At 70.8% G+C, this 12,641-nt stretch carries 10 protein-coding genes; 4 read left to right on the top strand and 6 right to left on the bottom strand.

Annotated features, from left to right (window positions below; all coding sequences use genetic code 11):
* Positions 1–297: 297 nt before the first annotated feature.
* The gene (gene cei, locus ACIA5G_RS17245) at positions 298–981 is read left to right on the top strand and encodes an envelope integrity protein Cei (protein ID WP_395924064.1); all 684 of its coding nucleotides are present in this window, start codon (positions 298–300) and stop codon (positions 979–981) included.
* A 243-nt stretch (positions 982–1,224) separates the two neighbouring features.
* On the opposite strand, the gene ACIA5G_RS17250 is transcribed toward cei, so the two are convergent.
* Positions 1,225–2,043, bottom strand: coding sequence for an inositol monophosphatase family protein (locus ACIA5G_RS17250; protein WP_395924066.1), 819 nt, complete (start codon positions 2,041–2,043; stop codon positions 1,225–1,227).
* A 64-nt stretch (positions 2,044–2,107) separates the two neighbouring features.
* Here ACIA5G_RS17250 and ppgK point away from each other — a divergent pair, with 64 nt between their 5' ends.
* The 3 genes from ppgK to ACIA5G_RS17265 all read left to right on the top strand — a co-directional run bounded on the left by ppgK (position 2,108) and on the right by ACIA5G_RS17265 (position 5,417).
* Positions 2,108–2,875 (top strand): polyphosphate--glucose phosphotransferase, encoded by a 768-nt coding sequence (ppgK, locus tag ACIA5G_RS17255; protein WP_395924929.1) that lies wholly within the window; start codon positions 2,108–2,110, stop codon positions 2,873–2,875.
* 197 nt (positions 2,876–3,072) lie between these two features.
* Positions 3,073–4,464 carry an RNA polymerase sigma factor gene (locus ACIA5G_RS17260; protein ID WP_395924068.1) on the top strand — a complete coding sequence of 464 codons (1,392 nt, stop codon included), beginning with the start codon at positions 3,073–3,075 and terminating at the stop codon, positions 4,462–4,464.
* Positions 4,465–4,565: 101 nt separating this feature from the next.
* The gene (locus ACIA5G_RS17265; RefSeq protein WP_395924070.1) at positions 4,566–5,417 is read left to right on the top strand and encodes an LLM class flavin-dependent oxidoreductase; all 852 of its coding nucleotides are present in this window, start codon (positions 4,566–4,568) and stop codon (positions 5,415–5,417) included.
* 6 nt (positions 5,418–5,423) lie between these two features.
* Here ACIA5G_RS17265 and ACIA5G_RS17270 read toward each other — a convergent pair whose 3' ends face one another.
* The 5 genes from ACIA5G_RS17270 to treS all read right to left on the bottom strand — a co-directional run bounded on the left by ACIA5G_RS17270 (position 5,424) and on the right by treS (position 12,608).
* A complete protein-coding gene (locus ACIA5G_RS17270) occupies positions 5,424–6,617 on the bottom strand; it encodes a hypothetical protein (protein WP_395924072.1) in 1,194 nt (397 codons plus the stop codon).
* 40 nt (positions 6,618–6,657) lie between these two features.
* Positions 6,658–7,050 (bottom strand): hypothetical protein, encoded by a 393-nt coding sequence (locus ACIA5G_RS17275; RefSeq protein ID WP_395924074.1) that lies wholly within the window; start codon positions 7,048–7,050, stop codon positions 6,658–6,660.
* 155 nt (positions 7,051–7,205) lie between these two features.
* On the bottom strand, positions 7,206–9,413 hold the full coding sequence (glgB, locus tag ACIA5G_RS17280) for a 1,4-alpha-glucan branching protein GlgB (protein ID WP_395924076.1): 2,208 nt from the start codon (positions 9,411–9,413) through the stop codon (positions 7,206–7,208).
* Between the two features lie 4 nt (positions 9,414–9,417).
* Positions 9,418–10,794, bottom strand: coding sequence for a phosphotransferase (locus ACIA5G_RS17285; protein ID WP_395924078.1), 1,377 nt, complete (start codon positions 10,792–10,794; stop codon positions 9,418–9,420).
* 5 nt (positions 10,795–10,799) lie between these two features.
* Positions 10,800–12,608, bottom strand: a complete 1,809-nt coding sequence (gene treS / locus ACIA5G_RS17290) for a maltose alpha-D-glucosyltransferase (RefSeq protein WP_395924080.1) — start codon at positions 12,606–12,608, stop codon at positions 10,800–10,802.
* Positions 12,609–12,641: the final 33 nt, after the last annotated feature.

Raw genomic sequence — 12,641 nt, forward strand, 5'->3', positions numbered from 1 at the left:
CGGGAATCGTCACCCGACAGGGGGAACCCGCAGGTAAGACGCGTTGTCGTCCATTCGGGTTGCCCCCGGGTGGAGAACTTCACGCGCGGCCCGTGTCCGCTTGCTCCGGCGGTCCCCGTCGTGGTGCGATCGCCGCACGGGGATCGGTCCCGGGCGACGCCTCGGACCGCGGTCAGGACACCGGGAACCAGCGGGGTGCCCCGGGACGCCGGGCGCCGGTCGTTACGCCTAGGCTCATCGGCCACGACGGTGCCGGTGCGCACCGTGCGGTTTCGGCGTTCGGGAAGGGACGGGCAGGTGGCGTCGGGGAACGGCATCGGGGACCGTGGGGCGCGGCCGTATCGCAAGCACAAGCCGCTGCCGGCGCTGATCGTGATCGGCGTACTGGCCCTCGGCGCGATCATCGTCTGGATCAACGCCGCCGTCGGCAAGGGCGACGTCGACGAGGCCGTCCGCTGCGACCCGCCGGCCAGCCCGCCGCCGGGTGTCACGCTGAACACCCTCCCCCACACCGCGCTCGACGACCGCGCGCCGGTCCCGCCCGACAAGGTCGCGGTGAAGGTGCTCAACGCCTCGAGCACCCGCGGCCAGGGTGGCATCACGACGACGTCGCTGAAGGAGCTCGGCTTCACCGGCGCCGGTGAGCCCGGCAACGACCCCGCCTACGAAGGCCGCGAGGCCAAGTGCCGCGGCCAGATCCGCTTCGGCGAGAACGGCGTCACCGCGGCCCGGACGCTCAGCCTCGTGGTGCCGTGCGCCGAGCTGGTCCAGGACAACCGCAAGGACGCGAGCGTCGACCTGGTGACGGGCACGCTCTTCGGCGACCTCCGGCCCCGCGCCGAGGCCCGCCAGATCCTCACCCAGCTCGCCGAGTGGTCCAAGGCCCACCAGGGCGGCGGCAGCAACGAGCAGTCGGCCGGCGGCCAGGCCCCGGTCATCGACCAGACGCTGCTGGCCTCGGCCCGCGACGTCGCCTGCTGAACCTCACCCTCGAGCGCCCCAATGTGGCGTTGGGTGCGTCCAACGCACCCAATGTGGCGTTCGGTGCATCCAACGCACCCAATGTGGCGTTCGGTGCGTCAGATGCACCCAACGCCACATTGGGGCGTTTGAGACGACCCTCCAGGCACGCGAGCCGACTCCCTGGGTACGCGAGTCGTCCGTCCGGGTACACGAGTCGGCCGTCCAGGTACGCGAGTCGTCCGGTTTCGCTTGGCGAACCCGTCAGACCTCCGCCGCGCCGCAGTCCACGAGTGCCTTCCGCAGCGGGTCCGCGATCGACGGCGCCGCCGCGTACGTCGCGTCCGCGCCCAGTTCCGGCACCGAACCCGGGACGAACACCTCCGCGCCTGCCTCCGCCGCGATCAGCGCCCCGGCCGCCCAGTCCCAGCGGTGCAGCCCGTGCTCGACGTAGGCGTCCAGCCAGCCCGCCGCCACCGCGCACAGGTCGAGCGACGCCGCTCCGTTGCGGCGGATGTCGCGCACCCGGCCCACCAGCTCCGCCGCGAACCGCGACTGCCGCCTCCGCCGCTCGGCCGAGTACGCGAACCCGGTGCCCACGAGCGTCAGCTCCAGCCGCGCCGGCGCCGACACGGCCAGCCGGCGGCCGTCCAGGAACGCACCCTGGCCGCGGGCCGCCGACCACACGCGGCCGCTCACCGGCTCGACGACCGCGCCGGCCAGCGAGACCCCGCCGACCTGCGCCGCCACCGACACCGCGAACCACGGCAGGCCGTAGAGGAAGTTGACCGTCCCGTCGATCGGGTCGACCACCCAGGTCACGCCGTCGCCGGCCGCGCCGCCGCCCTCCTCGCCCAGCACCGGCTCACCCGGGCGCAGCTCGGCCAGGCGCGCGCGCACGAGCCGTTCCGACTCGTGGTCGACCGCGGTCACCACGTCGGTGTCGGCGGACTTGGTGTCCACCGCGACCGACCGACCCCCCGCCATCTCTTCCCAGGCGGTGCGAACCAGCCTGGCGGCCTCCGTCGCGACCTGCTCCGCGACGCTTTTCAGCAACGACTCGTCAACTCCCACGTCCGCCATGTCACCACATCCGGTTAAAGTCTCCGAGGCAGGCTTCTGAATCGTGCGAGAAGGGACCACGTCCGTGGTGGAGGCGACCCGCCGAGGTTTCGGCATCGACATCGGCGGCAGCGGGATCAAGGGTGCCTTGGTCGACCTGGACAAGGGGCAGCTCATCGGCGACCGGATCCGGATCGAGACGCCGAAGCCGTCGACCCCGTCGGCGGTGGCGGACGTCGTCGCCGAAATCGTGACCCAGGCGGGCTGGACCGGCGCGGTCGGCGTGACGCTGCCGGCGGTGGTCAAGAAGGGCGTCGCGCACACCGCGGCCAACATCGACAAGCAGTGGATCGGCACCGACGCGGACGCGCTGTTCGCCAAGCGGCTCGGGGTCGGCGTCGACCAGGTCGCGATGCTCAACGACGCCGACGCGGCGGGCATGGCGGAGGTCCGCTTCGGCGACCCGGTCGCGCGCAAGGGCGTCACGGCGCTGCTCACCTTCGGCACCGGCATCGGCAGCGCGGTGTTCCAGGACGGCAAGCTCGTCCCGAACACCGAGTTCGGCCACCTGGAGATCGACGGCCACGACGCCGAGAAGCGCGCGGCCGCGTCGGTGAAGGACAACGAGGGCCTGTCCTACCCCGAATGGGCCAAGCGGGTGCACCGTTATCTGACCGTGCTCGAAAACCTGATCTGGCCGGATCTGTTCATCGTCGGCGGCGGGGTCAGCAAGAAGGCCGAGAAATGGGTGCCGCTGCTGGACCTCCGCACTCCGGTGCTGGTCGCGACGCTGCAGAACAACGCTGGAATCGTGGGCGCCGCGGCGGCCGCGGCCGAGGGCATCGAGCACTAGCACGGGGCGCGATCCGGGCCCGCCGGCGGCCCGGAGGGTGATCGCTTCGCGACGCATGCGCGTACCGTCGTTACAATGGAACACGGCCCACGGCTGCGGAGGCCAAAACCGCAGGCCGAGGCGTGTTCCCCGAATGTGAGGCAGCAGCGACCCCGTGTCCGCTGCTCGTCATGATCGACCGCTGCGAAAGGGCGTAAGTGGCAGCCGCAAGAACCGCAACCCGAGGCGGGACGAAGACAGCGACCGCAGCCGGCGAGCCGGCCGCCGAAGAGGCAGCCACCGGGACGGCGAAGCCAGCGGCGCGCAAGACCACCACCGCCAAGAAGGCGCCGGCCAAGAAGGCACCGGCGAAGAAGCCTGCGACCAAGGGCGCCGACGGCGAGCCGGACGGTCCCGCCGAGCTCGACGAGGCCGAGCTCGACACGCCCGACCTGTCGGACCTGGAAGAGGTCGAGGTCGACGTCGTCGACGAAACGGTCACCGACGAGCCGGAGGCCGATTCGGCCGACGACGATGACGATGACGACGAGGAGACCCCGGCGCAGCGTCGTCGCGGCGCGGCCGCCGACACGGCGGCCGCGGCCAAGAGCTCCGACAACCCGGACTTCGTCTGGGACGAGGAGGAGTCGGAAGCCCTGCGCCAGGCGCGCAAGGACGCCGAGCTCACCGCGTCGGCCGACTCCGTGCGTGCCTACCTCAAGCAGATCGGCAAGGTCGCGCTGCTGAACGCCGAGGAGGAGGTGGAGCTCGCCAAGCGGATCGAGGCCGGGCTCTACGCCGCCGAGCGCGTGCGCACCGCCGAGGAGGAGGGCGAGAAGCTCGTCACCCAGATGCGCCGCGATCTCAAGTGGATCGTGCGTGACGGCGAGCGTGCCAAGAACCACCTGCTGGAGGCGAACCTCCGGCTCGTGGTGTCGCTGGCCAAGCGCTACACCGGCCGCGGCATGGCGTTCCTGGACCTGATCCAGGAGGGCAACCTCGGCCTGATCCGCGCGGTGGAGAAGTTCGACTACACCAAGGGCTACAAGTTCTCGACGTACGCCACGTGGTGGATCCGCCAGGCGATCACCCGCGCGATGGCCGACCAGGCCCGCACCATCCGCATCCCGGTGCACATGGTCGAGGTCATCAACAAGCTCGGCCGTATACAGCGCGAACTCCTGCAGGACCTCGGCCGCGAGCCGACGCCCGAGGAGCTCGCCAAGGAAATGGACATCTCCCCGGAGAAGGTCCTGGAGATCCAGCAGTACGCGCGTGAGCCGATCTCGCTCGACCAGACGATCGGCGACGAGGGCGACTCGCAGCTCGGTGACTTCATCGAAGACTCCGAAGCGGTCGTCGCGGTCGACGCGGTGTCGTTCACGCTGCTGCAGGACCAGCTCCAGTCGGTGCTGCAGACGCTGTCCGAGCGCGAGGCGGGTGTGGTCCGGCTGCGCTTCGGCCTCACCGACGGCCAGCCGCGCACGCTCGACGAGATCGGCCAGGTGTACGGGGTGACCCGGGAGCGCATCCGGCAGATCGAGTCGAAGACGATGTCGAAGCTCCGGCACCCGTCGCGGTCGCAGGTCCTCCGGGACTACCTCGACTGATTTCCTTACGGAACAACGAAGAACCCCGTCACCATCGTGGCGGGGTTCTTCGTTTTCCGGGATCTTGGAAGGAAGATCGACTTTCCTTCCGAGGAGTATTCATGCAGATCGGCATCGGACTGCCGAACCAGGTCCGGGACATGCGCCCGGCCCTCCTTCCCGAGTGGGCTTCGCGCGCCGAAGCCGCCGGGTTCGCCACACTCGGCACCGTCGGCCGGATCGCCTACCCCGGCGTGATGGACACCGTCGCGCTGGCCGCCGCGGCCGGCGCCACGTCGCGGATCGGCCTGGTCAGCAACGTCCTGCTCGGCACCGTGTGGCCGCCCGTGCTGCTGGCGAAGGAGATCGCCGGCATCGACGGCGTCTCCGGCGGCCGGCTCACCCTGGGCATCGGGATCGGCGGCCGGCCGGACGACTTCGTCACCGATGGCCTCGGCCCGAAGGGGCTCGGCAAGCGGATCGACGCCGACCTCGAGGTCTACCGGGACGTCTGGAACGGCAAACCCGTCGGCGGCGGCGACAACCCCGCGGTGCCGCCCGGCACCCGCGAGGTGCCACTGCTGTTCGGCGGGTTCGCGCCGAACGCCCTGGCCCGGATGGCGAAGTGGGGCCGGGGTTACGTCGGCGGCTCGATGCCGCCCGCGATGGTCGCCGGAGCGTTCGACAAGGCCCGTGAAGCCTGGCGCGAAGGCGGCCGGGACGGCGAGCCGCGGCTCGTCGCCATCGTCTACTACGCGCTCGGCGAGCCGGACACCGGACGCGAGAAGGTCGGCGACTACTACAGCAACATGGGCGACATGGCCAAGGTCGTCGTGGACAACATTCGCACCACACCGGACGCCGTGCGGGCCGCGGTCAAGGAGTTCGCCGACCTCGGCGCGGACGAGCTGATCTTCAACCCGGCCACCGACGAGATCGACGGTGTAGAGCGGCTCGCCGAGCTCGTGCTCTGACGCCGGTCACGGCCGGCCGGTGAGCGCCGTCCACGGGACGTGCACTGTCACGCGCTCGCGGAGCTGCTCGTTGAGCAGCCACAGCTCACCGGTGGCCGGCCAGTAGGACAGGTTCTGGCTGTTCACCGGCGCCTGCCCGGACAGGCGTGCCGTCGAGACGCCGCCGACCCCGCCGTGCAGGCACGACGGGTGGTCGCCGGCCACCCCGGCGTACTCCGGGCAGACGCCGGTGAGCACGAAGTAGCCGTTGCGGGAGACCGCGCCCTGCATCCCCCACACCGGTGACGAGAAACCCTCCTTCGCGTGCACTTGCCCGTCGGCGGCCGGCTTCAGGCGGCCGGTGGCCGGGTCGAACGGCCAGCGCAGGATCCGGCCGCCCGCCGCGGCCGGGACGTGCTCGGCGGTGACGAACGTGGAATCGGTGTGGTCGAAGGAAAGCGTCGACAGGCACGGCCGCGCGCCGGTCGCCGTGATGCACGCGCCGCCGCCGGGGTACCAGTAGGCGCCGACCTGCGGCATCGCGTAGTCGTAGTAGGCGGCGTGGTACTTGCCGTCGCTGCCCAGGCCGACGGTCGCAGAACTGGCGTCGACCTTCCAGAAGTGCGTGGTGTCGAAGACGCGGATCAGGCCGCCGGTGGTCGCGACGTAGAGCAGGTTGCCGGCCCAGGTGATTCCGTGCCCGTGCCCGGCGACCGCGGCGAAGTTGTTGTCGGACGTCGGTTCCACGAGCAGGACGTGCCGGTAGCCGAGGCCAGTGGCGTCCACAAAGGACAGTCGGACCATGGTGTCGCCGGGGGTGTGCCACGACGTCACGACGACGCGCTTGCCGCCGACGGTCCCGGTCGCCGGTTCGGCGTCGCCGGAGCCGGTGAGGCCCTGCGGGATCCAGTCGTTGGTCTTGTCGTCGTTGGCGTCTTCCCAGCAGAAGCCGGCGGGCTTGAGCGCGGCGGCGAGGTACGTGCCGTGGCAGAGCGGGCGGGCCTTGCGGTTGGTGTCGCCGAGCAGCGTCGAGAGGCCGAGCGGCGGCAGTTTCTGGTCGAGCGCGGCGACCCGGCTGCCGTAGGTGGCGAAGGTGTCCCCCGCGGTGAGCCGGTAACCGTCGACGGTGGCCGCGTCGAGCCGGGGGAAGTTCGCGGCGGCCTGGGCCGTCGTCGTCAGGCTGAGCAGCAAGACCGCCACTACGCCGAGCAGGAATCGCATGCCGGCAGCGTGCCCGGCGGGTGTACACGTCCCGTACAACTCAGGGGACGGCCAGGCCGCGCTCCCGCAGCGACTGCTCGACGCGCAGGCGTTCGATCTCGCGGTCCATCCCCTCGGGCAGCTCCTCGAGCCGGTGCAGGACGCCGATCTGGCGGCAGGCCTGGGTGAGCAGCTCGTCGTAGGCCTGCCGCGTGCCGAACCGCCGCGCGGCCGGGGTGCCGGACGGATAACCGGCCAGCAGCCGGTGCACCCGGCGCAGGTCCGCGGCGACCCGTTCGATCGGCGGCCCTTGCGGCTGGGGCTTCACACGCTTCTCGCGCACCCAGCGCAGGAGCGCGGGGAAGCGCAGGGCACACCAGAAGAGCACCGTGGGAGCAATGCAGACCACGGCGAACAGGATCAGGTTCGCGAGGACGCCGCCGGCGCCGGTCATGAAGTGATGGTAAGCCCGCGACGCGCGTCGTCAGAAAGAATTTTTGCGCCGGCCCCATGATCGGACCCGGAACTCGCGTGATCGAGCACGTAACTCGCGTGATCAGAGACGGAACTCGTGAGTTCCGGCTTCGATCACGCGAGTTACGGCTCAGATCACGTGAGATCGGGGTCGGCGGGGGTCTCTTCGGTGAGCCAGAGGACGCCGGCCGGCGGGAGCTGGAGGACGGCCGAGGCCGGTTGGCCGTGCCACGGTGAATCCACGGCCTCCACCGTGCCGAGGTTGCCGACCCCCGAGCCGCCGTAGGCTTCGGCGTCGGTGTTGACCACCTCGTGCCAGCGGCCCGCCGACGGCAGGCCGACCCGGTAGTCGTGGTGCGGGACACCGGCGAAGTTGGCGACGCAGGCCAGCCGCGAGCCGTCGGCGCCGATGCGCAGGAAGCTGAGCACGTTGCCGCCGGAGTCGTTGGCGTCGATCCAGCTGAAGCCGTCCGGGGACGTGTCCTGGCTGAACAGCGCCGGAGTCGACTTGTACACCGAGTTCAGCGACCGCAGCAGCTCCTGGACGCCGCGGTGCAGCGGCTCCTCCAGCAGGTGCCAGTCCAGCGACCGCTGCTCGGACCACTCGCCTTCCTGGCCGAACTCGCCGCCCATGAACAGCAGCTGCTTGCCCGGGTGCGCCCACATGAACGCCAGCAGCGAGCGCAGCCCGGCCGCCTTGTTCCACGCGTCGCCCGGCATCCGGCCCCACAGGGATCCCTTGCCGTGCACCACTTCGTCGTGCGACAGCGGCAGGACGAAGTTCTCGCTCCACGCGTACACGAGCGAGAACGTCATCTCGTTGTGGTGGTACGCGCGGTGGATCGGCTCGTGCGAAAGGTACCGGAGCGTGTCGTGCATCCAGCCCATGTTCCACTTGAAGCCGAACCCGAGCCCGCCCAGGTGCGTCGGGCGCGTGACGCCCGGCCACGCGGTCGACTCCTCCGCCACCATCACGACACCCGGGTGTCGCTTGTAGACGGTCGCGTTCAGCTCCTGCAGGAACTTCACCGCGTCCAGGTTCTCGCGGCCGCCGTACTGGTTCGGCAGCCACTCCCCGTCCTTGCGGGAGTAGTCCAGGTAGAGCATCGACGCCACCGCGTCGACGCGCAGGCCGTCGAGGTGGAACTCCTCGATCCAGAACAGCGCGTTGGCCACGAGGAAGTTGCGGACCTCGTTGCGGCCGAAGTCGAACACGAGCGTGCCCCAGTCGGGCTGCTCGCCACGGCGCGGGTCCGCGTGCTCGTACAGCGCGGTGCCGTCGAACTTCGCCAGCGCCCAGCTGTCCTTCGGGAAGTGCGCGGGCACCCAGTCCACGAGCACGCCGATCCCCCGCTGGTGCAGGCGGTCGACGAAGTACCTGAAGTCGTCCGGGGAGCCGAAGCGGGACGTCGGCGCGTAGTAGGACGTCACCTGGTAGCCCCAGGAGCCCCCGAACGGGTGCTCCGACACCGGCAGCAGCTCCACGTGCGTGAAGCCGGTCTCGAGGACGTAGTCGCCGAGCTGGTCGGCCAGCTCGCGGTAGTCCAGGCCGGGCCGCCACGACCCGAGGTGGACCTCGTAGACGCTCATCGGCGCCGACGCCCACTGGGTCGCCTCGCGCCGCGCGACCCACTCGTCGTCTTCCCACGCGTGCGCGGTGCCGGTGACGACCGACGCCGTCGCGGGCGGCTGCTCGGTGCCGAACGCCATCGGGTCGGCCTTCTCGTACCAGTTCCCGTCGGCGCCGAGGATGCGGAACTTGTAGCAGGTGCCGGTGCCGACGCCGGGCACGAAGATCTCCCAGATCCCGGACGAGCCGAGCGAGCGCATCGCGTGCCCGCGCCCGTCCCAGCCGTTGAAGTCGCCGATCACGCGGATGCCGCGGGCGTTCGGCGCCCACACCGCGAACGACGTCCCCTCGACGTCGCCGTGGGGCGTCTCGTACGACCGGACGTGCGCGCCGAGGGCCTCCCAGAGCCGCTCGTGCCGGCCCTCCCCGATCAGGTGCAGGTCCAGCTCGCCGACGGTGGGCAGCCAGCGGTACGGGTCGTCGGAGGTGACGGTGTGCCCGTCGTACTCGACCTCCAGCCGGTAGTCGCCGGGGTGCTCGGGCACCGCGACGGCGAACAGCGCGTCGATCACGGGCTCCATCGGGTACCGCTGCTCCCCCGCCCGCAGCGTGACGGCCTTGGCGCCGGGCAGCAGTGCGCGAGCCGCGAAGGCGCGGCCCACGGCGTGCACACCCAGCACCGAGTGCGGGTCGTGGTGGGACCCGGCGAGCAGCCGGTCGATGTCCGCGGCCGGCGGGGCCGCGGCGGGGAAGCCTTCCGGAACGGCGTTCACGGCGTCATCCCTCTCCGCTAGTGATCCGGGCGATCGAAGCGAGCGGCACACCCAGCCAGTCGGGCCGGTTGGCGTGCTCGTAGCCCACCTCGTAGATCGCCTTGTCCAGTTCGAAGGCGCGCAGCAGCACGCCCTGGTCGCGCGGGTCGGCCGCGACCGCGGCGTACCCCTCGCAGAACGCCGCCCGGTTGCGGTCGGACCACTCCTGGGCCCGTGCGGCCAGCGCCGGCTCGTCCGGCTGGCCGACCAGCAGCTGCTGGGCCGCGTAGTCGAACGACCTCAGCATGCCCGCCACGTCGCGCAACGGCGACCGCAGCGCGTGGCGTTCCTCCACCGGGGCCGCCGGTTCACCCTCGAAGTCGATCAGCAGCCAGCCGCCGACGGTCCGCAGCACCTGGCCGAGGTGCAGGTCGCCGTGGATGAACTGCATCCGCACCGAGTCGGCGGGCAGCATGCGCAGCTTCTCGAACGCCGCCTTCAGCCCCGGGACGTGCTCCGCCAGCTCGGGCACCCGCTCGGCGAGGTGCTCCAGCCGGGTGACCATCGCCTTCATCGTGCGTTCCAGCTCGTCGGCGTCGACCGCCTCGGTGCCCAGCGCCTCGGCCAGGTCGGCGTGCACCTCGGCGACCGCGCGCCCGAGCCGCTCGGCCTCGCCGGCGAAGTCGCCGCCGACCTCCTCGGCGTGCAGCTCCGGCGCGGCCATCAGGTCGCGGACGCTGGTGGTGGCCATCGCCCAGCCGTCGACGGCGTCCGCGACGAACTGCTGGAGCATGCCGACCGTGGTCGGCTCGCCGCCGAGGTCGCCGGTGATCGAGCCGAGCACCTGCGCGATGTGCTTGCTGCCGACGCCCTGCAGCGCCCGGTGCAGCAGCAGGTCCTTGTTCTTGCCCGGGGTGAGCTTGCGGAACAGCTTGAGGATGTACTGCCCGCCGTAGACCAGCGAGGTGTTGCTCTGCTCCGACGTGATCGGTCGGGCCCGGAGGCCGCTTTCCAGCTCGACGCCGGGCTCGCGCTCGAAGATCAGCGAGCCGACGCGGCCTTCGGTGGCCATCAGGTCCAGCAGCACGCCGGTGAGGTCCAGGTCCCCGGCCGCCTCGTAGGCGTTGAGGTCCCCGCCGGCCGCTCCGATCCAGCTGCCCGACGAGATCTCCGGCGGGTGCGTCCGCCGGCCCAGGAGCAGCTGGTAGGGCTCGCGCCGGTCACCCTGGGCGACCTCGACGACCACGTGCAGCAGCTGCGGGTCGCCTTCGACCAGCTCGGTCACGCCGAGCGGCCGGACACCGGTCACCGGCCGGTCCTTGCCGGCGAACCAGCGCTGCTCCGGCAGCCAGCGCTTCAGGTCCTCGGCCAGTTCGTCGACCAGCTCACGCGGGTCGGACAAGGGACTCACCTCGTTTCGCCTTCGTCTCCCGGGCTCGTCAGCTGGAACCAGTAGAAGCCGTGCCCCGGCAGCGTCAGCAGGTACGACAGGTCCCCGATGCTGGGGAACCGCACGCCGCCGGTGAGCTCCACCGGCGTGCACCCGCGGTGCGCGGAGAGATCCAGCTCCACCGGCTGCGGGAACCGGGAGAGGTTGTTCACGCAGAGCACGACGTCTTCGCCGCCGTCCGGGCGCAGCCACTGCCGCTTGTAGGCCAGCACGCTCGGGTTGGACCCGCCGAGGTCGACGAACTCGCCCTCGGCGAACGCGTGGTGCTGCTTGCGCACCTCGATCATCCGCCGGGTCCAGTTGAGCAGCGAGGACGCGTTGTTCGACTGCGCCTCGACGTTCAGGCCCTGGTAGCCGTACACCGGGTCCATGATCACCGGCAGGTAGATGCGGCCCGGGTCGCAGGCGGAGAACCCGGCGTTGCGGTCCGGGGTCCACTGCATGGGTGTGCGCACCGCGTCGCGGTCACCGAGCCAGATGTTGTCTCCCATGCCGATCTCGTCACCGTAGTACAGAACGGGCGAGCCCGGGAGGGACAGCAGCATCGCGGTGAACAGCTCCTGCTGGTTCCGGTCGTTGTCCAGCAGCGGGGCCAGCCGGCGGCGGATGCCGATGTTGGCCTTCATCCGCGGGTCCTTGGCGTACTCCGCGTACATGTAGTCGCGCTCGTCGTCGGTGACCATCTCGAGGGTCAGCTCGTCGTGGTTGCGCAGGAAGATGCCCCACTGGCTGCCGCTGGGGATCTCCGGGGTCTGGGTCATGATCTCCGAGATCGGGAACCGCGACTCCCGCCGCACCGCCATGAAGATCCGCGGCATCAGCGGGAAGTGGAACGCCATGTGGCACTCGTCGCCGCCGACCGCCGGGTCGCCGAAGTACTCGACGACGTCCGACGGCCACTGGTTCGCCTCGGCGAGGAGAATGCGCCCCGGGTACTCGTCGTCGACGACCTTGCGACAGCGCTTCAGGAACTCGTGCGTGCGCGGCAGGTTCTCGCAGTTGGTGCCCTCCTGCTCGAACAGGTACGGCACGGCGTCCAGGCGGAACCCGTCGATGCCCAGGTCGAGCCAGAAGCGCAGGGTGTCGATCATCGCGTTCTGGACGTCGACGTTCTCGAAGTTCAGGTCGGGCTGGTGGGAGAAGAACCGGTGCCAGTAGAACTGGCCGCGCACCGGGTCGTAGGTCCAGTTCGACGTCTCGGTGTCGACGAAGATGATCCGTGCGTCGGCGTAGCGGGAGTCGTCGTCGCTCCACACGTAGTAGTCGCCGTACGGGCCGTCGGGGTCGCTGCGGGACTGCTGGAACCACGGGTGCGCGTCCGAGGTGTGGTTGAGCACCAGGTCGGTGATCACCCGGATGCCCCGCCGGTGCGCCTCGTTCAGCAGGAACACGAAGTCCTCGACACTGCCGAACTCCGGCAGCACGGCGCGGAAGTCGCTGATGTCGTACCCGCCGTCGCGCAACGGCGACGCGTAGAACGGCGGCAGCCACAGGCAGTCGATGCCGAGCCACGCCAGGTAGTCCAGCCGGCCGGCCAGGCCGCGCAGGTCGCCGGTGCCGTCGCCGTTCGAGTCGGCGAACGCGCGCACCAGCACTTCGTAGAACACCGCGCCCTTGAACCACTCCGGGTTGCTGGGCGCCTGTTGCGCCGAGCGGAAGTCCCCGGCCTGCGGCTCGACGAGCATGCCGTCCGCGGTCATCGCCTCACCGGTGTGCGGCACGCCTTCCAGCCCGAGCGCCGCGTCGGGGCGGGCTTCCTCCGCCATGTGTTCCACCTCAGTCCTCGATCCGTTCCTTCC

This window comes from Amycolatopsis sp. NPDC051758, from assembly GCF_044453095.1.
GTDB lineage: Bacteria > Actinomycetota > Actinomycetes > Mycobacteriales > Pseudonocardiaceae > Amycolatopsis.

Excerpts from the sequence above, each read along its gene's own strand:
- ACIA5G_RS17250 (WP_395924066.1), bottom strand. The coding sequence starts at position 2,043 with ATGGCGGACGTGGGAGTTGACGAGTCGTTGCTGAAAAGCGTCGCGGAG.
- ACIA5G_RS17265 (WP_395924070.1), top strand. The coding sequence starts at position 4,566 with ATGCAGATCGGCATCGGACTGCCGAACCAGGTCCGGGACATGCGCCCG.
- ACIA5G_RS17270 (WP_395924072.1), bottom strand. The coding sequence starts at position 6,617 with ATGCGATTCCTGCTCGGCGTAGTGGCGGTCTTGCTGCTCAGCCTGACG.
- ACIA5G_RS17275 (WP_395924074.1), bottom strand. The coding sequence starts at position 7,050 with ATGACCGGCGCCGGCGGCGTCCTCGCGAACCTGATCCTGTTCGCCGTG.
- treS (WP_395924080.1), bottom strand. The coding sequence starts at position 12,608 with ATGGCGGAGGAAGCCCGCCCCGACGCGGCGCTCGGGCTGGAAGGCGTG.